This window comes from Streptomyces sp. SS8, assembly GCF_054072955.1.
Genome location: NZ_JBSVCZ010000001.1, coordinates 406,779 through 430,027 on the forward strand (window position 1 = coordinate 406,779; position 23,249 = coordinate 430,027).

18 protein-coding genes and 1 other RNA gene are annotated in these 23,249 nt (G+C 73.3%); 2 read left to right on the top strand and 17 right to left on the bottom strand.

The genetic code is table 11. The features are described 5' to 3' along the window. Positions 1–53: 53 nt before the first annotated feature. The 9 genes from ACW69E_RS01745 to ACW69E_RS01785 form a co-directional block, all read right to left on the bottom strand. Complete coding sequence (locus ACW69E_RS01745) at positions 54–335, bottom strand: HU family DNA-binding protein (protein WP_093654109.1); 282 nt, start codon at positions 333–335, stop codon at positions 54–56. Between the two features lie 314 nt (positions 336–649). Continuing rightward, positions 650–2,083 (bottom strand): malic enzyme-like NAD(P)-binding protein, encoded by a 1,434-nt coding sequence (locus tag ACW69E_RS01750; protein WP_457496367.1) that lies wholly within the window; start codon positions 2,081–2,083, stop codon positions 650–652. Positions 2,084–2,495: 412 nt separating this feature from the next. Continuing rightward, a complete protein-coding gene (locus tag ACW69E_RS01755) occupies positions 2,496–4,871 on the bottom strand; it encodes a HelD family protein (protein WP_457496404.1) in 2,376 nt (791 codons plus the stop codon). Between the two features lie 195 nt (positions 4,872–5,066). Further along, the gene (locus tag ACW69E_RS01760; RefSeq protein ID WP_457496368.1) at positions 5,067–6,194 is read right to left on the bottom strand and encodes a uroporphyrinogen-III synthase; all 1,128 of its coding nucleotides are present in this window, start codon (positions 6,192–6,194) and stop codon (positions 5,067–5,069) included. Between the two features lie 391 nt (positions 6,195–6,585). Beyond that, positions 6,586–7,974: a nitrate/nitrite transporter gene (locus tag ACW69E_RS01765; RefSeq protein WP_457496369.1), complete on the bottom strand. Its 1,389-nt coding sequence runs from the start codon at positions 7,972–7,974 to the stop codon at positions 6,586–6,588. A 103-nt stretch (positions 7,975–8,077) separates the two neighbouring features. Further along, complete coding sequence (locus ACW69E_RS01770) at positions 8,078–9,376, bottom strand: acyltransferase family protein (RefSeq protein ID WP_457496370.1); 1,299 nt, start codon at positions 9,374–9,376, stop codon at positions 8,078–8,080. Continuing rightward, positions 9,373–11,547 carry a glycosyltransferase gene (locus ACW69E_RS01775; RefSeq protein ID WP_457496371.1) on the bottom strand — a complete coding sequence of 725 codons (2,175 nt, stop codon included), beginning with the start codon at positions 11,545–11,547 and terminating at the stop codon, positions 9,373–9,375. The genes ACW69E_RS01770 and ACW69E_RS01775 overlap by 4 nt, the downstream gene beginning before the upstream one ends. Next, entirely contained in the window at positions 11,544–11,933 is a 390-nt protein-coding gene (locus ACW69E_RS01780) for a hypothetical protein (protein WP_457496372.1), read from the bottom strand. The genes ACW69E_RS01775 and ACW69E_RS01780 overlap by 4 nt, the downstream gene beginning before the upstream one ends. A gap of 388 nt (positions 11,934–12,321) precedes the next feature. Further along, on the bottom strand, positions 12,322–13,299 hold the full coding sequence (locus tag ACW69E_RS01785) for a LysR family transcriptional regulator (RefSeq protein ID WP_457496373.1): 978 nt from the start codon (positions 13,297–13,299) through the stop codon (positions 12,322–12,324). 83 nt (positions 13,300–13,382) lie between these two features. On the opposite strand from ACW69E_RS01785, the gene ACW69E_RS01790 reads away from it, so the two are divergent. Continuing rightward, the gene (locus ACW69E_RS01790) at positions 13,383–14,738 is read left to right on the top strand and encodes an MFS transporter (RefSeq protein ID WP_457496374.1); all 1,356 of its coding nucleotides are present in this window, start codon (positions 13,383–13,385) and stop codon (positions 14,736–14,738) included. Positions 14,739–14,831: 93 nt separating this feature from the next. Here ACW69E_RS01790 and ssrA read toward each other — a convergent pair. The 5 genes from ssrA to ftsE form a co-directional block, all read right to left on the bottom strand. Then, positions 14,832–15,203: a transfer-messenger RNA gene (gene ssrA / locus ACW69E_RS01795) on the bottom strand. Between the two features lie 218 nt (positions 15,204–15,421). Further along, positions 15,422–15,901 (bottom strand): SsrA-binding protein SmpB, encoded by a 480-nt coding sequence (gene smpB, locus ACW69E_RS01800; protein WP_457496375.1) that lies wholly within the window; start codon positions 15,899–15,901, stop codon positions 15,422–15,424. Between the two features lie 18 nt (positions 15,902–15,919). Next, positions 15,920–17,176 carry a S41 family peptidase gene (locus ACW69E_RS01805; RefSeq protein WP_457496376.1) on the bottom strand — a complete coding sequence of 419 codons (1,257 nt, stop codon included), beginning with the start codon at positions 17,174–17,176 and terminating at the stop codon, positions 15,920–15,922. 131 nt (positions 17,177–17,307) lie between these two features. Next, positions 17,308–18,225, bottom strand: a complete 918-nt coding sequence (gene ftsX / locus ACW69E_RS01810; protein WP_237879715.1) for a permease-like cell division protein FtsX — start codon at positions 18,223–18,225, stop codon at positions 17,308–17,310. A 9-nt stretch (positions 18,226–18,234) separates the two neighbouring features. After that, positions 18,235–18,924: a cell division ATP-binding protein FtsE gene (gene ftsE / locus ACW69E_RS01815; RefSeq protein WP_457496377.1), complete on the bottom strand. Its 690-nt coding sequence runs from the start codon at positions 18,922–18,924 to the stop codon at positions 18,235–18,237. Between the two features lie 281 nt (positions 18,925–19,205). Here ftsE and ACW69E_RS01820 point away from each other — a divergent pair, with 281 nt between their 5' ends. Next, positions 19,206–19,406, top strand: coding sequence for a hypothetical protein (locus ACW69E_RS01820; RefSeq protein ID WP_206348324.1), 201 nt, complete (start codon positions 19,206–19,208; stop codon positions 19,404–19,406). 175 nt (positions 19,407–19,581) lie between these two features. On the opposite strand, the gene ACW69E_RS01825 is transcribed toward ACW69E_RS01820, so the two are convergent. From ACW69E_RS01825 to ACW69E_RS01835, 3 genes are all read right to left on the bottom strand, one after another. Beyond that, positions 19,582–20,346, bottom strand: coding sequence for a hypothetical protein (locus ACW69E_RS01825; protein ID WP_457496378.1), 765 nt, complete (start codon positions 20,344–20,346; stop codon positions 19,582–19,584). A 313-nt stretch (positions 20,347–20,659) separates the two neighbouring features. Further along, the gene (gene prfB / locus ACW69E_RS01830; protein WP_457496379.1) at positions 20,660–21,778 is read right to left on the bottom strand and encodes a peptide chain release factor 2; all 1,119 of its coding nucleotides are present in this window, start codon (positions 21,776–21,778) and stop codon (positions 20,660–20,662) included. 121 nt (positions 21,779–21,899) lie between these two features. Continuing rightward, the gene (locus tag ACW69E_RS01835; protein WP_457496380.1) at positions 21,900–23,207 is read right to left on the bottom strand and encodes a serine/threonine-protein kinase; all 1,308 of its coding nucleotides are present in this window, start codon (positions 23,205–23,207) and stop codon (positions 21,900–21,902) included. Between the last annotated feature and the right edge of the window lie 42 nt (positions 23,208–23,249).

Consider the following 23,249-nt stretch of genomic DNA (forward strand, 5'->3'; position numbering starts at 1 on the left):
CCTTTCGGGGTGACCGCCCTCGTGCATGCGCCTGTGTGGTGCCGCGCCAGGGCTCACTTGCCCTTGGCGGCCTCCTTCAGCTTGGAGCCCGCGGAGACCTTCACGCTGTAACCGGCGGGGATCTCGATCGGGTCGCCGGTCTGCGGGTTGCGCGCGGTGCGAGCGGCACGGTGGGTGCGCTCGAAGGTCAGGAAGCCGGGGATGGTGACCTTCTCGTCGCCCTTGGCGACGACCTCGCCGACGGTCTCGGCGAACGCGGCCAGCACAGCGTCGGCGTCCTTGCGGGTCACCTGGGCGCGCTCGGACAGCGCTGCCACCAGCTCACTGCGGTTCATAATTCGTACTCCCGTGTTTTTCTTGCCTGTGAGGCATGAGATCGAAGCCGATGCTGCCAGGGCCCTCGGACAGTCCCCGGACCCGGGTCTGCTGCCAGACCTTCTGCGTCCGCGGGGGCGCCCCCAGGACGCAGCCCTCGGGGGAGCATCCTGCCCCCACCTGCGGTGGTAATGCCAATCCGGCGCCCTGCGGCATCACCCGGGGGACGCCCGTGACACGCTACGATCACACTCCGTAGCCACCCTTGGTGCGGCTTTCGCCACCCTAAGGGGCCATCCGGGTGGGATGCCCCCGACGCGCCGGTCCCATGCGGTCAGGGCACCGTGGCGGTCGTCACAGACTCACCGGCCGCGATGGCGGCCTCCCGCACCGCTCCGGCGACCGCGCCCGCGACCCTGTCGTTGAAGACGCTCGGGATGATGTAGTTCGCGTTCAGTTCGTCCTCGTGCACCACGTCGGCCAGCGCCCGCGCCGCGGCCAGCATCATCTCCTCGTTGACCGTGCGCGACTGGGCGTCGAGCAGGCCCCGGAAGACGCCGGGGAAGACCAGCACGTTGTTGATCTGGTTGGGGAAGTCCGAACGGCCGGTGGCCACCACCGCGGCGGTCCGGCGGGCGACCGCCGGGTCCACCTCCGGGTCGGGGTTGGCGAGCGCGAAGACGATGGCGCCGTCGGCCATCGCCGCCACGTCCTCGGCGCCGAGGACGTCCGGGGCGGAGACGCCGATGAAGACGTCGGCGCCGACGACGGCCTCCTTCAGCGTGCCGGTGACGCCCTCGGGGTTGGTGTTGTCGGCGATCCAGCACAGCGGCGAGTCGGGGGCGGCGTCCACCAGGTCCGCGCGCCCGGAGTGCACCACGCCGTGGATGTCGGCGACCACCGCGTGCTTCACTCCGGCGGCCAGCAGCAGTTTGAGGATGGCCGTGCCGGCGGCCCCGGCGCCGGACATCACCACCCGCACGTCCTCGACGTGCTTGCCGACGACGCGCAGCGCGTTGGTCAGCGCGGCCAGTACCACGATGGCGGTGCCGTGCTGGTCGTCGTGGAAGACGGGGATGTCCAGCGCCTCGCGCAGCCGCGCCTCGATCTCGAAGCAGCGGGGCGCGGAGATGTCCTCCAGGTTGATGCCCGCGAAGCCGGGGGCGACGGCCTTGACGATCTCGACGATGGCGTCCGTGTCCTGGGTGTCCAGGCACAGCGGCCAGGCGTCGATGCCGGCGAAGCGCTTGAAGAGGGCCGCCTTGCCCTCCATGACCGGCAGCGCGGCCTTGGGCCCGATGTTGCCCAGGCCCAGCACGGCCGAGCCGTCGGTGACGACGGCGACGGAGTTGCGCTTGATGGTCAGCCGGCGGGCGTCCTCGGGGTTGGCCGCGATCTGGGTGCAGACCCGGGCCACACCGGGCGTGTAGATCATGGAGAGGTCGTCACGGTTGCGAATGGGGTGCTTGGAGGCCATCTCGATCTTGCCGCCCAGGTGCATCAGGAAAGTCCGGTCGGAGACCTTGCCGATGGCGATGCCCTCGACCTCCCGCAGCTTGGCGACGATCTCGTCGGCGTGCGCGGTGGAGGAGGCCGCGATCGTGACGTCGATGCGCAGCCGCTCGTGGCCGGAGGCGGTGACGTCGAGGCCGATGACCGAGCCGCCGGAGGACTCCACGGCCGTGGTGAGCTGGCTGACCGCCGCGCCTCCGGCGGGCACCTCCAGGCGGATGGTCATCGAGTACGAGACGCTGGGCGCCGTTGCCATGGCCGGGTTCCTCTGCTTTCCGTGGTGCTGTGCCGCGCATCCGGCCTCATCGCCGGATCGCGTCACCCGATCGTCGCACCTACCGACCGGTAGCAGGTAACCGGTTCCGGAGGTCGGAAAGCGTTTCCGCCATGGACCGCGCGGCGCGGTCCACCGTGTGACACGCCGCACGCGGCGGGCGCCGGGCCCCGCGCGCACGGACGAGGGGTCCGCACCGCCTTCCGGCGGTGCGGACCCCTCGGATCCACGTCTGTGACACCGACCCGCCATGCTCGCCTCGCGGCAAGTGGTCGCTCGAAGCGACGAAGGTTGGGCCCGGGGGCTTGGATCGGGCCGGTGCCACAGCCAGGCTAACAAACGATCGGCGAAGGTGATTCCGTTCGGCCCCGGCGATCGGAGAAACCCGCGGGCCTCACTCCCGCAGCAGGTCCGGGACCCCCTCCGCGTCCGGCAGGTCCTTCTCCCGCGACAGGATCGTCAGCCGCTGTGTGGCCCGGGTCAGCGCCACGTACAGCACCCGCAGGCCCGCCGGGGACTCGTCGGCGATCTCCGCGGGTGAGACCACGAGCGTCGCGTCGTACTCCAGGCCCTTGGCCTCCAGGCTGCCCAGCGGCACCACCCGGTCGCCGAGTCCGGCCAGCCAGGCGCGGGCCTGCTCGCGGCGGCCCATCGCCACCACGACGCCGACGGTTCCCTCCACCTCCGCCAGCAGCCGCTCGGCCTCCGTGCGCACCGCCCGCTCCACCGCCTCGTCCGCGCCGCCCGCTCCGCCCGTCACCGTGGCGAAGCGCGGCACCAGGCCCGTGGCGCGGACCGCGCGGGGCGGGCGCACCCCCGGCATGGCCAGGGCCAGTACCCGGGCGGACAGCTCGGCGATCTCGGCCGGGTTGCGGTAGTTGACCGTCAGCTCGAAGCGGCGGCGCGGGCGGGTGCCCAGCGCCTCGTCGCGGGCGGCGGCGGCCTCCTCCTGGTCCGACCAGGAGCTCTGCGCCGGGTCGCCGACCACCGTCCACGTCGCCTGGCGGCCGCGCCGGCCCACCATCCGCCACTGCATCGGTGTGAGGTCCTGCGCCTCGTCGACGATGACGTGCGCGTAGTCGGTGCGTTCCTCCTCCTCCCGGCGCTCGGCGCGGGCGGCGCGGCCGGCGAGGCGGTCGGCGTAGGTGCTCAGCTCCTCCAGGCCGGTGAGCTGGTCCAGCGGGTCCATCTCCCGCCTGCGCGGGCGGGCGGGGGTGCCCAGCAGGACCCGCAGCTCGTCCAGGAGCGCGACGTCGTGGACGGACAGCGGGCCGGACCCGCCGGCGTCCAGCCGGGCCAGCGAGCGTGCCAGCCGCCGTACCTCCCTGGGCTGGAGCACACGGCGCGCCCAGCGCGACAGCCTCTTCTCGTCCGCCATGGCCGCCAGTACGCGGCGCGGGGTCAGCTCGGGCCACCAGGCGTCCAGGAAGCCGGTGAAGTCGGTCTCGGTGGAGACGTCCTCGTCGAACCCCTGGCGGGCTTCGGCCGCCAGCTCCGGGTCGGTGTGGCGGCGGCCCGCCCCCGAGCGCTCCCACAGCGCGTCCAGCAGCAGCCGCCGGGCGCGCGGGCGCAGCAGGTTGACGGGCGCGGTGCCGCCGAGGGCCTGCTCGCGGATCCGGCGCAGGTCGTCGGCGTCCAGCTCCAGGCGGGTGCCGAGGGCGACCACCCGCAGCCGGCCGGGCACCCCCGCGGAGCCCGGCGCACCGAGCTCCAGCGTGCCGCGCGCCGCCCTGCGCAGCACCCGCACCATGCGGGAGGAGCCCTTGACGCGGGCGACGGCCTGCTCGTCGTAGGTGCCCGCCTCGGCGCCCTCCAACAGCGAGCCCAGCGCGCGGACGGCCACCTGGCCCTCCTCGCCCAGCGACGGCAGCACACCCTCGGTGTAGGACACCAGCAGCGGGGTGGGGCTGACGACGAGGATGCCCCCGGCGTAGCGCCGCCGGTCCTGGTAGAGCAGGTACGCGGCGCGGTGCAGCGCGACGGCCGTCTTGCCCGTGCCGGGGCCGCCCTCGACCTCGGTGACGGAGACGGCGGGGGCCCGGATCACCTCGTCCTGCTCCGCCTGGATGGAGGCGACGATGTCGCGCATGGTGTGGCCGCGGGAGCGGCCCAGCGCCGCCATCAGGGCCCCGTCGCCGACCACGGCCAGTTCCTCGCCGTCCAGGTACGCCGTCAGCTCCGGGCGCAGCAGGTCGTCCTCCACACCCAGTACACGGCGGCCCCGGCTGCGGATCACCCGCCGCCGCACCACCCGGCCCGGCGCCACCGGAGTGGCCCGGTAGAAGGGCGCGGCGGCCGGGGCGCGCCAGTCGATGACCAGCGGGGTGTAGTCGGCGTCGAGCACGCCGAGCCGGCCGATGTGCAGGGTCTCGGCGATGTCGGCGAGGGCGCCGCCGTCGCGCACGGCGTCGTCGGCCGGTTCGACGGAGGTGTACGCGCCGTCGGGTCCGCGTACGCCGTCCTTGCCCCGCAGCAGGTCGATCCGGCCGAAGAGGAAGTCCTCGAACTCGCTGTTGAGCCGGTTGAGGTGCACACCGGCACGGAAGACCTGCGCGTCCCGCTCGGCGAGCGCCCCCGGCGTGCCGACCTGGGCGCGTTTGGCGGCGTCCGCCATGAGGAACTCCGCCTCGTGGATCTTCTCCCCGAGGCGCCGGTAGACCCGGTCGAGATGCTCCTGCTCCCCGCGGATCTCCCGCTCCCGTACGCCGTCGTGCACCTCGTGCCCGTCGCCGGCGCCGCCGGCGGCGGCGGTCCCCGGAACCGACGGCACTGTCTCCTGCGCTCCCAACGCACGGCCCCCTTCTGCTGTACTCAGGGCAGCCGTCAACCGTACGCCAGAGGATCGCGGCGCGCACGCCGCCGGGCCCTCACAGTCGGCCGCCACCCGGCGGACGGCGCGGGCGAGCGCGCGGCGTCCCCCTCCCCCTGTCCCGGCTCCCGGCAACACGCCCCCGGCGCTCCCGCCTCACGACTCGGACCTCCCCTCCGCCGGATCGAAGGCGAGCCGGTAGCCGCGCTTGACCACCGTCTGGATCATCCGGGGCGCGCCCAGCGCCGAACGCAGCCGTGCCACCGCCGTCTCCACCGCGTGCTCGTCACGCCCCGCGCCGGGCAGGGCGCGCAGCAGGTCGGCGCGGGAGACCACCCAGCCGGGCCGCCGGGCCAGGGCCCGCAGCAGCGCCATCCCGGCCGGCGGTACGGGCCGCAGCTCGCCGTCCACGACCGCCGCGTGGCCGCGGATCTCCAGCCGCCGCCCGGCCACGGGCAGAACCCGCGCGCGGGCGGGCAGCTCGCGGCACAGCAGCTGGACGAGCGGCCCGATCCGGAAGCGCTCGGGCCGCACCACCGGCACGTCGTGCGCGGCCAGCGGCAGTGCGGTGACCGGCCCCACGCAGGCGACCAGCACATCCCCCCGCAGCGCCTCCAGCACCCCCTCCCGCACCCCCCGCCGTTCCGCGCGCTCCAGCAGCGAGGCGGCGGCGGGGGCGGAGGTGAAGGTGACCGCGTCCACCGAGCGGGCCCGCACGGCGTCGGTCAGCCGGTCCAGCGGGGCGATGTCCTCCGGCGGCAGCCACCGGTAGACGGGCACGCCGACGACCTCCGCCCCCGCCTCGGACAACGCCTCGACGAAGCCGGGCAGCGGCTCGCCGTGGAGCTGGACGGCGATCCGCCGCCCGGCGACGCCCTCGGCCAGCAGCCGGTCCAGGACCTCGGCCAGCGACTCCGACGGCGGCGACCACGCCTCGGTCAGCCCGGCGGCCCGTACCGCGCCGCGCACCTTGGGGCCGCGGGCGAGCAGTTCCACCCCGCCCAGCACACTCCGCAGCTCCTCCCCCAGCCCCCAGCCCTCGGCCGCCTCCACCCAGCCGCGGAAGCCGATGGCGGTGGTGGCCACCACCGTGTCGGGGGCGCGGCCGATCAGCGCCTCGGTGGCACCGAGCAGCTCGCCGTCGTCGGCCAGCGGCACGATGCGCAGGGCCGGCGCGTGCACCACCGCCGCGCCGCGCCGCTCCAGCAGGGCGCCCAGTTCGTCGGCGCGCCGGGCCGCGGTGACACCGACGGTGAAGCCTTCCAGTGGTCCGACCCGGTGCATGGGCTCCTCGTCCGCAGTCGTTGTGGGAAACCGAGCCTGACAAGAATGCATGACGCTCCCGGTTCCCCCCGGTTTCCCCGGTGTTACACCCCAGCTCCGCACCCGCGGCCGGGAGCGGCCCCTCCCACACCCGGGACCTGACCCGCACCCGGACGACGGCGGAAGAAAACCGGGCAGAAGCTGCCCACCCGCAGCCGGGCGACGGCGGGAGGGGACGGGGAGGGGCGGATGTTCCGGACACTCTGGGGTCCCCCATGCCGGAGGCCAGGGGAGTGATTTGCGGGCAATGGGAGTTCCAGAGAGCGGTGCACGTCCAGGCCCGTAAATCATGCCGTCCGGAACGTCCGCCCCGGACCGGCCCCGCCCCCCGCACGCACCCGCACCCGCCCCCTCAGACCCTCACCCCCCGCCGCATGTATACGGCCCAGGTGACCACCGCACACACCACGTAGTAGCCGAGGAAGACGGCGAAGGCCCCGGTGCCGGTGCCGGACTCGACGAAGGACTGGCGCAGGGCCATGTTGATGCCCACCCCGCCGAACCCGCCGACCGCCCCGATCAGCGCCATGGACGCGCCCGACAGCCGCCGGGCTCGGACGACGGCCGCCTCCCCCGTCAGGCCCGCCTCACGGGCCCTGGCCCGGAAGATCCCCGGGATCATCTTGAAGGCCGAGCCGTTGCCCAGTCCGGTGAGGACGAACAGGACGACGAAGCCCGTGATGAACAGCGGCAGCGACTCCCGCACCGACGCGGCCACGACGATGCCGGCCGCGCCCGTCATGGCCCCGAAGTTCCACAGGGTGACCCGCGCGCCGCCCAGCCGGTCGGCGAGCCGGCCGCCGACGGGGCGGACCAGCGAGCCCAGCAGCGGGCCGATGAAGGTGAGCGAGGCGGCCTGGAGGGGGGTGCGGCCGAACTGGCTCTGGAGCACCAGGCCGAAGGCGAAGCCGTAGCCGATGAAGGAGCCGAAGGTGCCGATGTAGAGGAACGACATGATCCAGGTGTGGCGGTCGCGTGCCGCCTCCCTCGCCGCGCCCGTGTCGTTCCGCACGGACGTGAGGTTGTCCATGTGCCGCGCGCTGAGCACGGTGGCGACGACGATCAGCGGCAGATAGGCGGCGAGCAGCAGCCTGGGCCGCTCGGCTCCGGCGACGGCGATGGTCAGCAGGCCGGCGAGCTGGACGACGGCGACGCCGATGTTGCCGCCGCCCGCGTTCATTCCCAGGGCCCAGCCTTTCAGGCGCAGCGGGTAGAAGCTGTTGATGTTGGTCATGGAGGAGGCGAAGTTGGCGCCGCCGACCCCGGTGAGGATCGCCACCAGCATGAAGGTGGTGTACGAGGTGCCCGGTTCCATGACCACCAGCAGGGCGGTGGTGGGCGCCAGCAGCATCGCGGCGCTGACCACCGTCCAGTTGCGGCCGCCGAAACGGGCGACCGCGAAGCCGTAGGGCACCCGCAGCGCGGCGCCGACCAGTGAGGCGACGGCGACCAGGAAGAACTTCCCCGCCGGGTCGATGCCGTACTCGGGGCCCATGAACAGGGCGAGGACCGAGAACATGCTCCACACGGAGAAGCCGATGTGTTCGGAGACCACCGACAGCACGAGGTTGCGGCGGGCGACGCGGCGGCCCGTCCTCTCCCAGAAGCCCTCGTCCTCCGGGTCCCAGTGCTCGATCCAGCGCCCCCTCCCGGACGCCCCGGACCCGTCCGACGCATCGGACACCCCGGGGACTTCGGGGACTTCGGGTGCGGTCTTCGGAGCGGTCGTCGGAGCGGTCATGGCGCCTCCACAGCCTCGGGTGTCGGCTCCCGACGCTATGGACGGCGCGTTTCACCCCGGTGCCGCCAGGTGACCTCCGCGCAACCTTGCTCTCACCCGGGGATCAGGGCCTGTGTGAGCCCTCGCCGACCGCCCCGCGCGCGCCCGGGACCGCCCTCACGCCGCCCTCCTTACGGCCCGCGTCCTCCTTACGGCCCGCGCCCTCCCGGCGGTACGGGCCGTAGGGCCACAGCCGGGGCCGGCGCCGGGCGGCGAGGTCCTCGGCCCAGCCGAAGGCCGCCACGAGCACGGCGAGCAGCGGCCAGACGAGCAGGAACATCAGCACCGGGTAGAAGTTCTCCAGCAGCCCGGAGAGGGCGGGGGAGCGCCATACGGCCGGGATCCTCCACAGCAGGTCGATCAGGGGCACGGTGGCGATCAGGGCGATCTCGTGCCACAGGTAGACCGACACCGCCCGGTTGTTGGCCAGCGTGATCGTGCCGTCGAAGCGCCGGAGCCGTTCGGGCAGCCGCCGCCAGGCGGGGCTGACCTGGAACAGCAGGACGCAGTACCCGAAGGACCACAGGGCCTGGCCCAGGGGGATGTCGCCCAGGTTCCAGCCGTCCGGGCCCGGGTGACGGGCGCTCCACCACAGGCCCACACCCATGAAGACCGGGCCGACCGAGGGCGCGAAGTACCTGGGGATGCGGTAGAGCACCCCGTCGTGGTGGGCGAAGCCGAGCACCCAGCAGGCGCCGTAGACCGCGAAGTCCCGCACCGCCTCGCCCGTGGCGCCGGGGATCTCCACCAGGCCCGTGCCGACGACGGCGGTCAGGCCGAGCGGGGCGAGCAGGGTGGCCCACGGCAGTGCGCGGAACGCCTTCAGCAGCAGCGGGGAGAGCAGCACGAACCAGAAGTAGGCGCGCAGGTACCACAGGGGGCCGGCTGCCTGCTGGGCCCAGCCCGCGTCCAGCATCCCGCCGTCCTCGCCGATGCGCATCGGGAAGGGCGGGGTGCCCACGGGCACCACCCAGAAGGCGAGCTTCAGCCACCACAGGGCGGCCTCCTCCCCTCTGGCCGGCCGCCATTCCTGCGCGAACAGCACGCCGAGGACCACCAGGCCGTACAGCCACAGCGGCAGCAGCAGGCGCCGGATCCTGCCGCGCAGCACCCCGAGGGCGGATCCGGGGCGTGCCAGGGAGCGGGCCATCAGCGCGCCGGCCAGCGCGAACATCACGCCCATCGACGGGAAGAGGAACGTCAGCCAGCCCCAGGCGAAGGTGTGGTAGAGCACCACGCGCAGCAGCGCGAGGGTGCGCAGCAGGTCGAGGTAGCGGTCGCGCCCGGCTCCCGGCGCACGGCTTCCCGCGCCCGTGCCCGCGCCCGGGGGCTGTGCCGGGGAGGGGGTCGCCGTCTCGGTCATACGGTGGTGCTCCCTTGCGTGTGACGGGGTTTCGCGATGCCCACGGGGGCGGAGTCGACGGCGCCGGTGCGGCGCAGTTTCTGCCAGCGCAGCCGGCCGCCGGTGAGCGCGGTGGCCCAGGAGCGCAGCAGTACCAGGTACATCAGCTGCCGGTGGAGGATCTGCTGCAGCGGCAGCGAGACCAGATGGGTCAGGGGTTCGCGGTCCAGCCGGAAGGCGTACGCGGCGCACGCCGCCTGGACGGCCAGGACGCCCAGCCAGACCGCCGCCGTCCGCTGCGCCGGCCCGAAGAGCAGGCCGTAGAGGAGGAACACGTCGATCAGCGGGGCGAGCAGCGGCATCAGGACGGTGAACAGCGAGATGAACAGCAGTCCGACACGGCCGAAGCGTCCCGAGGGGCCGCGCTCCAGCACCGCCCGGCGGTGCTTCCACATCGCCTGCATGGTGCCGTAGCTCCAGCGGTAGCGCTGGGACCACAGCTGCCGGACGGTTTCGGGCGCCTCGGTCCAGGCGCGGGCGTTCTCCGCGTAGACCACCCGCCAGCCGTCGCGGTGGACGGCCATGGTGAGGTCGGTGTCCTCCGCGAGGGTGTCGTCGCTGACGCCGCCGACGCGCTCCAGCGCCTCGCGGCGGAAGGCGCCCACCGCTCCGGGGACCGTGGGCATGCAGCGCAGCACGTCGTACATCCGCCGCTCCAGGCTGAAGCCCATCACGTACTCGATGTGCTGCCAGGCCCCGATGAGGGTGTCGCGGTTGCCGACCTTGGCGTTGCCGGCGACGGCCCCGACCGCCGGGTCGGCGAAGGGCTGCACCAGTTCGCGGATGGTGGAGGGCTCGAAGACGGTGTCGCCGTCCACCATCACGATGATGTCGTGCGAGGCGTGGGCGATGCCGTTGTTGAGGGCGGCGGGCTTGCCCGCGTTGGCCTGCCTGACCACCCGTACGTCCGGCAGCCGCAGGCCCTCGACGATGTCGGCCGTCGCGTCGCGGGAGCCGTCGTCGACGACGACGACCTCCATCCGGTGTTCCCCGGCGACCAGGGAGCGCACGGTGCCCGCGATGCACTCGGCCTCGTTGTACGCCGGGACCACCACGCTGACGGGCCGGGTGACCGGCTCCGGGGCCAGGGCGGCTCTCCGGCGCGCGGCGCGGCCGTGCACCCTGGCCAGGAGCAGCATCAGCCCGAGGCGGGCGAAGACCAGGAGGCCGACCACCGTCAGCGCCCCGATGAACAGGGACGTCGCCCGCTCCGCGACGCCGACGGCGAAGACGAAGAACCTGCCCTTCCACAGTTCGGGACCGCTGACGGGGGTGAGGGCGCTGGGGGCCCTCAGCGCCTCGGTGAGGTTGGTGAACGCGTAGCCGCGCGCTTTCAGCTCCGGCAGCAGCCGGTCCAGGGCGGCCACGGTCTGCGAGCGGTCGCCGCCGGCGTCGTGCATCAGCACCACGGCGCCGGCGCCGGCCTCCTCCGGAACGGCCCGGCGGACGATCTCGTCCACTCCCGGGCGCGCCCAGTCCTTGCTGTCGGTGTCGTTGAGGACGGTGATGTAGCCGCGGCCGCCGACGTACCGGACGACCGGCCAGGACTCGTTGTCCAGGGCGTGCGCGTGCGAGGAGTACGGCGGCCGGAACAGGTAGGTCCGCACCCCGGCCGCGCCGGCCAGGGCCAGCTGGTTCTGCGCCAGCTCCCAGTCGATGCGGGACTCCGACTGGTAGGACAGGTCGGGGTGGTTGAAGGTGTGCAGGCCGATCTCGTGGCCCTCCGCCACCATCCGCCTGACCAGCCCGGGGTGGCGGGCGGCCATGGCGCCGGTCACGAAGAAGACCGCGCGCGCGTCGTGCTCGGCCAGTTTGTCCAGCACCTTCGGCGTCCACACCGGGTCCGGGCCGTCGTCGAAGGTGAGCACGATCATGTGGTCGGGCACCCGGTGACCGGCCGGGCGCGGGCCGGCGGCGTCCACGACCGGGCCGCCCTCGCGGACCTCTCCGGGGACCCGGTCGGAGGGGGCCTCGGGCCGTACCCGGTGGTCCGCGAGGAACTCGCTGTGCACGTAGCCGCGCAGCATCAGCACGGTGAAGGCGGTCAGCAGCAGCGGCAGGACCAGCAGCCTGCGCGGTCTTCCGCGCCGGCGCGGGCGCGGAAGACCGCGCCGGTGTCCCTCCAGGGTCATGGAGAGGTCCCCCCGGCGGGAAGCGGGGCGGTCGTCGCGGTGTCGCTCACGGTTCCCACCGACCAGTCGATGGCGGCTCCCCCGCTCCCGGTCCAGCGCATGGCCGGGCCTTCGTGGCCGCCCCAGTGCCTCCGTGCGCCGAAGCCCTGGGTGTCGGCCAGGAGGGCGGGGAGCCCGGCCTCCGCGGTGGCACCGCCGGGCGCGGGCCTGTCGGCGACCGCGGGGCTGCCTCCCGTCAGGGCGACGGCCAGTACGGCCACGCAGCCTCCGCACAGGGTTCCGAACGACCAGCCGAGGAGCCGCAGCACGCGCCCGCGTCTGCCGGTCGCGTCCACGAAGACCGGTCTCCCGCGGTGGCCGCCGGCCACTGGGTCAGCACACGCCATTCAGGAACACCTCCTCTGGTTCTTCACGCGCGCCGGGCACCACATGCGAAAGGGCCGGTGCATGACACCGGCCGTGCTCCGTTCTTCCCCGGCACCCCTCGCCAAGAAAATATCCCATAAACGGACAAATGCTGACCAAGGGTCGGGGGGAGGAATCCGGGGCCTGGGCGGCGCGGGTGGCGCCGCCCCTCGCCCGCGCCGCCCAGCGGCGCTCAACAGGGCCGTGCGCGAGGGGAGTTCGGGAGTGACCGGCTGCACCCGGCCGTGCCGGGCCGCCGCCGCCCCGGTACGGTTTCACCCGCTCACAGGAGACCCCGACGGCGCTCCGGTACTCCGGTGGGACGACCGTCCGCTCCGCTCCGGTACCCGGCCGGGCACCGTGGCGGGATCAGCGCACGGACGGTGCGGCCACCCCCAGCACACGCGCGTCCGGCTCCGGCAGCCAGGAGCCGTGGGGCCGCTCCCGCCAGCGCCCCGCCTCCGCCAGCCGCCGCGCCGCCGCCCGGAGCGCGTCCGCTCCCGGGTGACGCAGGCCGCGCCGCCAGACCATCGAGACCGGGGAGAGCGGCACGGGATCCACCAGCGGACGCAGCACCATGCCCGGCACCGTGGCGAAGACCTCGCTGGCCAGCACCGACCAGCCGCGCCTGCGGACGACCCGGCCGAACTCCGCCTCCCCCTCGATCTTGGGAAAGGGAGCGGCGAGCTCTATCCCGCGGCCCGCGAAGAGGCGGCGGGCGTAGTCGGTCCACTCCGCGGTCTCGGGGTTGCCGGCCCCCGCGTACAGGACCTCCCCCGCCAGCGCGTCCAGCGGCACCCTGGGCAGCCGGGCCAGCCGGTGCCCCTCCGGCAGCAGCACGGCCACCTTCTCGTAGCGGATCAGACGGTGGTCGAGCCCGCCCAGCGCGGCCGGGTCCAGCCCGGCGACCCGGCCGAAGGAGACGTCCAGCCGTCCGCCGGAGATCTCCGCGGCGGCTCCGATCAGTCCGCTGTGGTAGCGGGCGACGAACTCCAGGTCGGGCGCCAGCCGCCGGGCCTCGTCCAGCACCCGCTGCCCGGTGGAGGCCGGGGCGCCCACGTCGACGATCAGGGGGCGCTCCTCGCGTACGGCCGCGGCGTTCAGCTCGTCGTGCGCCGCCAGCACGCGCTGGGCGTACGGCAGCAGCCGCTCCCCCTCCGGGGTCAGGGACACCCGCCGGGTCGTACGGACGAACAGCACGGTGCCGAGCTGTTCCTCCAGCCGCCTTATGTCGCGGCTCAGGGACTGCTGGGCGACGAACACCCGGGCGGCGGCACGGGTGAAGTTCAGCTCGTCGGCGACGGCGACGAAGGCACGCAGCAGCCGGGGGTCGGTGTCTCGGGGCACGCCCCATGGTGACAACACAGACGCGTCAATGACCAGCCACAAAGTGTTGGACACCTCACAGACGCCCGGCCCAGGGTGTGTACATGCCGAACTCGCCCACCGGACCCGCGCCCGTCCCACCGCCCGCGGCGGAGCTCGGCGAGCCGGCCGCCGCCTTGCGCGGCAGGCCCGCCGAGCGCGGGGACCGCCCCGCGCGCACCCACTGGTTCACGCCCTACACGAAACTGTTCACGCCCACGGGGACACGGGCGTTCGCCCTCGCCGGCTTCCTCGCCCGGCTGCCGATGGGAATGCTGAGCATCAGCGCGGTCATCATGATCGCCACCACCCGCGGCTCGTACGCCCTGGCCGGAGCCGTCACCGCCACCGGGCTGGTCGCCACCGCCGTCCTGGCGCCGCTGGTCGCACGGCTGGTGGACCGCCACGGGCAGGCCCGGATCGCCGTCCCCGCGGTCTGCCTGTCCGCGGCCGCCTCGCTGACGCTGCTGCTGTGCGTGCGGTACGACGCCCCCGACTGGACGCTGTTCGCCGCCTACGCGGCCGGCTCCACCGCCCCCAACACCGGCGGCATGGCCCGGGCCCGCTGGGCGCACCTGTACCGCGGCGCCTCGCCGGAGGCCGAGGCCGCGCGGCACACCGCCAACTCCTTCGAACAGGCCCTGGACGAGCTGTGCTTCATGCTCGGCCCGGTGCTGGCCACCTTCCTGTGCGTCTCGCTCTTCCCCGAGGCCGGCACCCTGACCGCCACCGTCCTGCTGCTGGGCGGCGTCCTGCTGTTCGCCGCCCAGCGCCGCACCGAGCCGCCCGTCGCACCGCACGACGGCGCCGCCCGTGCGACCGCCCTGCTGCGCACCCCGGGCCTGCCGAGGCTGCTGGCCGTCTTCCTCGCCACCGGGGCCGTCTTCGGCGCCCTGGAGGTGGTGACCGTGGCGTACGCCGACGAGCTGGGCCACAAGGGCGCGGCGGGCGCCGTACTCGCCCTCCAGGCCCTGGGCTCGGGCGCGGCCGGACTCGCCTTCGGCGCCCTGCGCCCGACGGGACCGCCGGGGCGGCGCTTCGCGGTCTGCGTGGGCTCGATGGCCGTTCTGATGACGCTGCCGCTGCTCGCCTCGACCACCGGCAGCCTGCTGGTGCTGGCCCCCGCGCTGCTGGTCGCCGGGATGGCGACGGCCCCCGCGATGGTCACAGGCATGACCCTGGTCCAGCGGCTGACCCCGCCCGGACGGCTGAACGAGGGCATGACCCTGGCCGTCACCGCCCTGCTGGGCGGTGTGGCCGCCGGTTCGGCGGTGGGCGGCTGGGCGGCGGAGCACCTGGGCGGCTCGTGGGGGTACGCGGTACTCCCGGCGGCGGCCACCGTCGCGACCGTCGTGGCTCTGACCGCGATGACCGCGACCACCACGGCGGCCACGGCGGCCACGGCGGCCGGAAAGCGCTGAACCGTGGTCCATCCGCCCGGCCGCCCGCCCGGCCCGGGACATGCCGAAGGCCCCGCCGTCCTGGGACGGCGGGGCCTTCGGCCCACATGGGGTGAGTGGAGATGGCGGGAATCGAACCCGCGTCCAACGGTGCAGAACCAGGGCTTCTCCGAGCGCAGTCCACTGTGATTTTCTCGGCCCCGGCGGTCACGCGGACAAGCCGCCGACGGGCCCAGTCACTGTTTGATGTCCCGCCAACCCCCGTGACCGGGGTTAACGGTGAAGTTCCCTAGCTGATGCCAGGATCCAGGGCGGGAACGCCCCTGGGCTGACACTTCGCGAGTCGCTGATCAGGCAGCGAGGGCGAAGGAATCGCGCTTGGTGTTGGCGATTATTTTTTTGCGGCACATGGTTAACGAGATCATTGCCGCGTTCCTCGGCTCGCTTCCCCTGCTTCAACAGCCGCTGTCGAAACCGATCATCCCCATGTTCATTTGACAAGCTCGCCCGGCCTGAACCGGGCGGCGCTGGTGCCATTGTACGGGTCAACGCGCAGGGCTGCCAGCGTATTCCCCGGCGGGGAGCCGCCGACCGGACCACGCGGTCCCCGTACATCCCGTACACGCGGTCCAACAGCGCCCCGGCCGGGGTTGTTCCCCGACGGCCCCCGGACGGCCCGGCCGCCCCGGCCCGGGCGGCGGCCGTCAGGCCCGCCGGCGCCGGCGGGCCGCCGAGACCGCGCGCTCGGCCTCGCGGCGGTCCTGCTTCTCCCGCAGCGTCTGCCGCTTGTCGTACTCCTTCTTGCCGCGCGCCAGCGCGATCTCGACCTTGGCGCGGCCGTCCTTGAAGTACAGCTGGAGCGGGACCAGCGTCAGGCCCGACTCCTGGAGCTTGCCGATCAGCTTGTCGATCTCGGCGCGGTGCATCAGCAGCTTCCGCCTGCGCCGCGCGCTGTGGTTGGTCCACGTCCCCTGGCTGTACTCGGGGATGTGCACGTTGTGCAGCCACGCCTCACCGCCGTCGAGCTGGGCGAAGCCGTCCACCAGAGACGCCCGCCCCTGCCGCAGCGACTTCACCTCGGTGCCGGTCAGCACCAGCCCGCACTCGTAGGTGTCGAGGATGAGGTAGTCGTGCCGCGCCTTCTTGTTCTGCGCGATGAGTTTGCGCCCCGTCTCTTTAGCCATAGCACCGCCATTGTTCCACTACGACCGGGTGGCGAGGCCACTCAATACCGTGCGGGCCTCCTCCTGCGCGTCCTGCCCCGGCAGCACCTCCAGGTCCGGCCGCAGCCCCTCCTCCTCGAAGGTCCGTCCGCCGGGGGTGGTGTAGTGGCCGACGGTCAGCTCGGCGACCGAGCCGTCCGGCTGCTCCCTCGGCTCCTGGACCGAGCCCTTGCCGAAGGTGCGGGTGCCGACGACGACCGCCCGGCCTCGGTCCTGGAGGGCGCCGGCCAGGAGTTCGGCGGCGCTCATCGTGCCGCCGTCGACCAGCACCACCAGGGGGGACGCGGTGTTCCCCCCGGGCTCGGCGTACAGCGCGCGCTCGGTCTCGCCGTCCCCGTAGGTGGCCACCAGACCGCCGTCGAGGAAGACGGAGGCGGCCTCGGCGGCCTCGGCGACCAGACCGCCGGAGTTGCCGCGCAGGTCGAGCAGGATCCCCCCACCCGGGGGAAGGTCCTCCACCGCGCGCCGCAACTGCTCCCCCGTGCCCCGGGTGAACGAGTCGATCCTGACGCGGGCGGCGCCGGCGGCCGGATCGCCCGGCTCCTCCGGCGCGCCGGAGGCGCCCGCGCCCACAGTGGTGACGGTGACGGTCTCGACGCTGAGCCGGGCCCGCTCCAGCCCCTCCTCCCAGCGCAGGCTCCCGCGGCTCAGGCCGAGGACGACACGGCTGCCGGGCGGGGCGCCCTCCCCCGGCGCGCCGCCGCGCAGCAGGGCCACCACATCGGTGACGGGGCGGCCCTCGGCGCTGGTGCCGTCGACGGTGACCAGCCGGTCCCCGGCGCGTACGCCCGCCTCCGCGGCGGGGCTGCCGGGCTGGACGCGGGCGATCTCGATCCGGTCGGCACCCGTACGGCGCACGGAGACGCCCACGCCGACGTACCGGCCGTCCAGGGACTGCCTCAGGCCCTCGTACTCGCGGGCGGTGTACGCGGCGGCCCAGCGGTCCCCGCTGCGGCTGACCAGTTCCTCGGCGTCGTGCGCGGCGCCGTGTGCGGTGTCGTGCGGCGGGGCCCCTCTCTCCGCCCCCTCACCGACCGGTTCCGGGCTCGCGGACGATGTGTCACCCTCGGTGACGTCTCCCCATGATTCGGTGACGGCCCCGGCCCCCAGTACGGCCACGAAGACCAGGGTCAGCCCCGTCCCCCGGAGGATGCGCCGGGAACGGCGCCCGCCTTCCAGGGCCGGGGCCGCGGCCCTGGCGGAACCGTGGGGGACGAACTTCGACGTACCCGACATGCTGCGGAGTCTAGGACACGGGCGGGCGCCGCACGGGAGGTCGCACGAACGGCCGCGGCGTCCTTCGTCACACACCGAGCGCGCCCGGGGGCGTTTGAACGGCCCCCGGGCGCTCCCGGAACGCGGTCACATCACACCTTCAGATACTTACGCAGCGTGATGAAGGCGGCCAGCGCCGGCATCAGCACACCGACCACGAACACCAGCGGGAGCACCTTGAGCAGCGCCTCCCAGCCGATGAAGTCGATCAGCGGCATCTGCTCGGCCAGCGACAGGCCGGCGTCGATGAGGAAGTAACGGCCGACCACCAGCAGCACCGTGGCGCCGACCGCGCCCAGCAGCCCGGCGAACGCGGCCTCCGCGATGAACGGCATCTGGATGTAGAAACTGGACGCGCCCACCAGTCTCATGATCCCCGTCTCCCTGCGCCTGCTGAACGCCGCCACCCGCACGGTGTTGACGATCAGCAGCAGGGCCACGACCAGCATCAGCCCCATCAGCCCGAGCGCCGCGAAGTTCATGCCCTCCAGCATCCGGAAGAGGTTCTCCAGCAGGTTCCGCTGGTCCTGGACCTCCTGGACGCCGTCGCGGCCGGAGAAGGCGGTGCTGATGACCTCGAACTTGGTCGGGTCCTTCAGCTTGACCCGGTAGGACTCCTGCATCTGGTCCGGGGTCAGCGAGTCGGCCAGCGGGGAGTCCTTGAACTGCTCCCGGTAGTGCTTGTACGCCTGCTCGGCGGACTCGTGGTAGACCGTCTCGACTATGTCCAGCTTGTCGAGGTCCGCCTTGATCTGGCGCTTCTGCTGCGCGGTGACCGCTCCCTTGGCGCAGTTGGGGTCGGAGTCGGCGTCGTTCTCGTTGCAGAGGTAGATCGACACCTGGACCTTGTCGTACCAGAACCCCTTCATGCTGTTCACCTGTTCACGGGCGAGCAGCGCACCGCCGAGCAGGGCCAGCGACAGGGCGACGGAGACGATCACCGCGAAGGTCATCGTGAGGTTGCGGCGGAGACCGACGCCGATCTCCGACAGTACGAACTGGGCGCGCATGGCGTCCTTTCAGTGCTGGTAGCCGTAGACACCGCGCGACTGGTCGCGCACGAGACGGCCCTTTTCTAGTTCGATCACGCGCTTGCGCATCTGGTCGACGATCTGCTGGTCGTGGGTGGCCATGACCACGGTCGCCCCGGTGCGGTTGATCCGGTCCAGCAGCTTCATGATGCCGACCGAGGTCTGCGGGTCGAGGTTGCCGGTGGGCTCGTCGGCGATCAGCAGCTTCGGCTTGTTGACGAACGCGCGGGCGATGGCCACCCGCTGCTGCTCACCGCCGGACAGCTCGCCGGGCATCCGGTCCTCCTTGCCCGCCAGACCGACCAGATCGAGCACCTGGGGAACGGACTTGCGGATGTCGCCGCGCGACCGGCCGATCACCTCCAGGGCGAAGGCGACGTTCTCCCCCACCGTCTTGTTGGGGAGCAGCCGGAAGTCCTGGAAGACCGTGCCGATCTGGCGGCGCATGTGCGGCACCTTCCAGTTGGACAGGCGGGCGAGGTCCTTGCCGAGGACGTGCACCTGCCCGTGGCTGGTGCGCTCCTCCCGCAGGATCAGCCGCAGGAAGGTGGACTTGCCGGAGCCGGAGGAGCCCACCAGGAAGACGAACTCGCCGCGTTCGACCTCCAGCGACACGTCGCGGAGGGCGGGGCGGTTCTGCTTGGGGTAGAACTTCGAGACGTTGTCGAATCGGATCACGGATTTACACCACGTCGACCTGGGTAGGGGCAGCGGAAACCGCGGAGTGGATCCCCGTCGGTGTGGTGACCCTACGCGAATCCGCGCGAGGGCCGCAGTCCGCGTCCGCGGTTGGGGGTTTTGTCCGGCTGCGCATCAGGCGCAAACCAGGCATTGGCCACGACTTTCTGCGCTCCGGCCCCGGTGCTGGCACAGTGGAGGCAGAGCTTCCGGCCCGCGGAGGCGGAAGCGGGAACAGAGGACCGCCCGGTGTCGTTGGTGTTCCATGAGGAGGACATCGCATGACGTGCGACCGACTGGTGTGCGCCAACTGCGCAGGGCCGGTGAGCGAGGGCCGTTGCCCGGTGTGCCGCGCGCACCGTGAGCGGCTGCACCGGGAGAACGGGCCGTTCTCCCTGGGTTCCCTTTCCCCGGCCGCGCTGGCGGCGCTGCTGCTGACCCTGATCGCCGTGGCCCTGCTGGCCCGCCAGGCCGCCGTGTAGGGCGCGTCGCGGCGCCGCGCGCGGGCGCGTACGCCACCGCGTGGCCCACGAGGCCTGCTGGGCACCCGAGACGTACGAGGAGCCCGGGACGCCGGATGCGTCCCGGGCTCCTCGTGTGCGCTGTTCCCGTATGCCGTCACACGCCGTTACGCGTGTGCGGCGCCGCGCCGTTCGCTCAGGCGACGGTGTTGCGGTTCACCATGCGCGGCATCAGGCGGAAGCCGATACCACCGGCGATCATCGTGGCCGCGCCGACCAGCAGGAAGGTCGTCTCGGCGGCGCCGGTCTCGGCCAGCTCCTCCTTCGGCTTCTCCTGGCTGATCGGCCTGGTGCCGACGGAGTCGGTGTCGGGGCCGCAGTCCACGGTGGACTCGTCGAGGATGCAGGTGTTCGGGCCACCGTCCTCGCCGCCGGTGCCGCCGGTGGTGGCGGTGCCCGGGCCACCGGCGGAACCGCCGGTGCCGCCGGTCGAGCCGCCGTTGCCACTCGTGGAACCGTTGCTGGTGCCGCCCTCGCTGGTGGAGCCCTCGGAGGTGGCGCCCTCGCTGGTGGAACCCTCGGAGGTGCCGCCCTCGGAGGTGGCGCCCTCCGAGGTCGAACCCTCGCTGGTCGCTCCCTCGGAGGTGCCACCCTCACTCGTGGCACCCTCGCTGGTCGCCCCCTCGGAGGTGGCGCCCTCCGAGGTCGAACCCTCGGTCAGGCCCTCGACGACTCCCTGGATGACTCCCTCGTCATCGCCACCGCCGTTGGCGCCGTCGGTGTCACCGCCGCCGTTCCCGCCGCCCTCGGTCTGGCCTTCGGTCTGACCCTGGGTCTGGCCTCCGTCGGCGTCGCCGGTGACGGCCGAGGCCGTGCCGACGGCCGTCAGCGACACACCCGCGAGGAACACCGCACCGGCGGCGACCCGCGCGACGCGCACTCGCGTCCTGGAATTTGTCATATGCCAACTACCCCCAGTAGTGGTCTTCGTCAATGGGGCAGCCGTGCGGAGCTTCCTGCGTGCCGGGGTCCGTCGTGCCGAGCCGGCGACCGATCAGCGGTCGGGCTCTGTCCACCCCCGTACCTACGCGCCCCGAACACGCGCGTGCCGGCCAGAATGCTTTCCCAGGCCCGACACCGCCGTCAAGCCGGGCCAACCCGAAATGTCCACGCTGGGCGGGTAGTTGGGACTCCGGCGGACCGGGTTGTGACAGAACCGACACACAGGAGGGGGATCTTCCGGGGAGAGCCCGACCCGGCGGGCCCGCCGCGGGTCAGCCGGCGTTCTGCTGCTCCTGCTGCTTGCGCCAGCGGATACCGGCCTCCAGGAAGCCGTCGATGTCGCCGTCGAGGACGGACTGGGGGTTGCCGACCTCGTGCTCGGTGCGCAGGTCCTTGACCATCTGGTACGGCTGCAGGACGTACGAACGCATCTGGTTGCCCCAGGAGTTGCCGCCGTCGCTCTTGAGGGCGTCCATCTTGGCCTGCTCCTCCGCCCGGCGGTGCGCCAGAAGGCGTGCCTGGAGGACGCGCATGGCGGCGGCGCGGTTCTGGATCTGGGACTTCTCGTTCTGGCAGGAGACGACGATGCCGGTCGGGATGTGCGTCATCCGGACCGCGGAGTCGGTGGTGTTGACCGACTGGCCGCCGGGACCGGAGGAGCGGAAGACGTCGACGCGGATCTCGTTCTCGGGGATCTCGATGTGGTCGGTCTGCTCGACCACCGGCATCACCTCGACGCCCGCGAAGGACGTCTGGCGGCGGCCCTGGTTGTCGTAGGGCGAGATGCGCACCATGCGGTGGGTGCCCTGCTCCACGGAGAGGGTGCCGTAGGCGTAGGGGGCCTTGACGGAGAAGGTGGCGGACTTGATGCCCGCCTCCTCGGCGTACGAGGTGTCCAGGACCTCGGTCGGGTAGCCCTTGCGCTCGGCCCAGCGCAGGTACATGCGCATGAGCTGCTCGGCGAAGTCGGCGGCGTCCACGCCGCCGGCCTCCGCGCGAACGCTGATCATCGCCTCGCGGGGGTCGTACTCGCCGGACAGGAGGGTGCGGACCTCCAGTTCGTCCACGGCCTTCTGGACGGCCTGGAGCTCGCTCTCGGCCTCGGTGCGCGTGTCCGCGTCGTCCTCGGCCTCGGCCAGCTCGAACAGGACCCCGAGGTCGTCGATCCGGCCGTGCAGCTCCTCCACCTTGCGGACCTGCGCCTGGAGCAGGGACAGCTTGCTGGTCACCCGCTGGGCGTTCTCGGTGTCGCTCCACAGGGCCGGGTCCGCCGCCTGCTCTTCGAGCACGGCGATCTCGGCCCTCAGCTTCTCGAGGTCCAGGACGGCCTCGATCGACTCCATGGTCGAGGTGAGGGACTTCAGTGCTTCGGATACGTCGACGACTGCCACGCCCTCCAGACTAACGGTTGCCGGGACCTTTGCCGCCGCCCCGTCGGACGGGGGGCGGCCGCCCGGCGCCGGGCCCGCCCGCCCCGGGCTTGCCGGGGGGCCGCTCCCCGCTGGCCGCTCCTCAGGGCTCCCGCGGGCGGTCCTCCTCACCGTGCGAGGGGACCGCGGGGCCGCCGCCCTCCTCGCCGCCCCCGGACAGGACCAGCCAGCCGCCGATGCCGAGCACGGCGGCGACGGCCGTGGCCGTGACGCCCTGCCTGACCCTGCGGCGGCGCTCGGCCGCCCGGTGGCGGGCCGAGCCGGCTCGCGGGCTGCCCGGGGCACGGGGGGCGCGGGCGGTGCCGTGGGCGCCCCCCGCCAGCTCGTCCGCGCCGGGGACGCGCATGCTGGTGTGGGTGTCGCGGGTGGAGTCGGGAGCGGGACCGCCGTGGACGAGCGGTACGGCTCCGCGGGCGGGCGCGCCGTACGGGTCGGTGTCCGCACCGGCCCCGTACCCCCCGTCGTCGTACGCGGGGCCGTCGTGGTGCCCGTAGGCGCCCTGCCGCCCGCCGCCGTGGGCGCCGGTCTCCGGCTCGGGCTCGTCGATGTCGAGCGGCGGCAGTCCCGCCAGGGCCGGCAGGATCTCCCGCAGCCGCGCGGCCGTCTCGGAGGCGCGCAGCCGGGAGGCCGGGGCCTTGGCCAGGCACTGGTTGATCAGCTGCCACAGCTCGTCGGGGATGCCGGGCAGCGGGGCGACGCGCTCGGTGACGTGGCGGCGCAGCACGGCCCCGGGGTGGCCTCCGCCGAAGGGCGTGAAACCGGCCAGCAGCTCGTACAGCACCGTGGCCAGGGCGTAGACGTCGACGGAGGCGCGCGGCGGCAGGCCCTCGACGATCTCGGGGGCGACGTAGTCGGGGGTGCCGACGACCTTGCTGCCGCCGCCCCGGCTGGGCGCGTCGATCAGCTTGGCGATGCCGAAGTCGGTGAGCAGCGCGGGCGGGGCGCCGCCGGGCCCGGCCGGGCCGTGGACGTCGAGCAGGATGTTCTCGGGCTTGACGTCGCGGTGGACGATCCCGGCCGCGTGGGCGGCGGCCAGCGCGTCGGCGACGTCGGCGGCCACGGCCACGGCCACCTCCGGGGCCAGGCGGCGCTCGCGCTCCAGCCGGGTGCGCAGGTCGGTGCCGCGCACGAGGTCCATGACGAGGGCGAGGTCGTTGCCGTCGACCACCAGATCGCGCACCTTGACCACGCGCGGGTGGTCGAGGGCGAGCAGCGCGGTGCGCTCCTGCACGAAGCGGCCCACCAGCTCCTGGTCCGAGGCCAGGTCCTCGCGCAGCAGCTTGACGGCGACGGGGCTGCCCTTCGGCCCCACACCCAGCCACACCGTGCCGGCGCTGCCCCGGCCCAGGATCCGATGGGCGGTGTACCGACTGCCGATCTTCCGTGACATGGCGACAAAGCTACGCTTCCGCGGGGCCGCCGCGCCCCCCGG

Bases quoted from the DNA above. Each gene is read 5' to 3' on its own strand.
- ACW69E_RS01745 (WP_093654109.1), bottom strand. From the start codon at position 335: ATGAACCGCAGTGAGCTGGTGGCAGCGCTGTCCGAGCGCGCCCAGGTG.
- ACW69E_RS01750 (WP_457496367.1), bottom strand. From the start codon at position 2,083: ATGGCAACGGCGCCCAGCGTCTCGTACTCGATGACCATCCGCCTGGAG.
- ACW69E_RS01760 (WP_457496368.1), bottom strand. From the start codon at position 6,194: ATGCACCGGGTCGGACCACTGGAAGGCTTCACCGTCGGTGTCACCGCG.
- ACW69E_RS01765 (WP_457496369.1), bottom strand. From the start codon at position 7,974: ATGACCGCTCCGACGACCGCTCCGAAGACCGCACCCGAAGTCCCCGAA.
- ACW69E_RS01770 (WP_457496370.1), bottom strand. From the start codon at position 9,376: ATGACCGAGACGGCGACCCCCTCCCCGGCACAGCCCCCGGGCGCGGGC.
- ACW69E_RS01775 (WP_457496371.1), bottom strand. From the start codon at position 11,547: ATGACCCTGGAGGGACACCGGCGCGGTCTTCCGCGCCCGCGCCGGCGC.
- ACW69E_RS01780 (WP_457496372.1), bottom strand. From the start codon at position 11,933: ATGGCGTGTGCTGACCCAGTGGCCGGCGGCCACCGCGGGAGACCGGTC.
- ACW69E_RS01790 (WP_457496374.1), top strand. From the start codon at position 13,383: ATGCCGAACTCGCCCACCGGACCCGCGCCCGTCCCACCGCCCGCGGCG.
- smpB (WP_457496375.1), bottom strand. From the start codon at position 15,901: ATGGCTAAAGAGACGGGGCGCAAACTCATCGCGCAGAACAAGAAGGCG.
- ACW69E_RS01805 (WP_457496376.1), bottom strand. From the start codon at position 17,176: ATGTCGGGTACGTCGAAGTTCGTCCCCCACGGTTCCGCCAGGGCCGCG.
- ftsX (WP_237879715.1), bottom strand. From the start codon at position 18,225: ATGCGCGCCCAGTTCGTACTGTCGGAGATCGGCGTCGGTCTCCGCCGC.
- ACW69E_RS01820 (WP_206348324.1), top strand. From the start codon at position 19,206: ATGACGTGCGACCGACTGGTGTGCGCCAACTGCGCAGGGCCGGTGAGC.
- ACW69E_RS01825 (WP_457496378.1), bottom strand. From the start codon at position 20,346: ATGACAAATTCCAGGACGCGAGTGCGCGTCGCGCGGGTCGCCGCCGGT.
- ACW69E_RS01835 (WP_457496380.1), bottom strand. From the start codon at position 23,207: ATGTCACGGAAGATCGGCAGTCGGTACACCGCCCATCGGATCCTGGGC.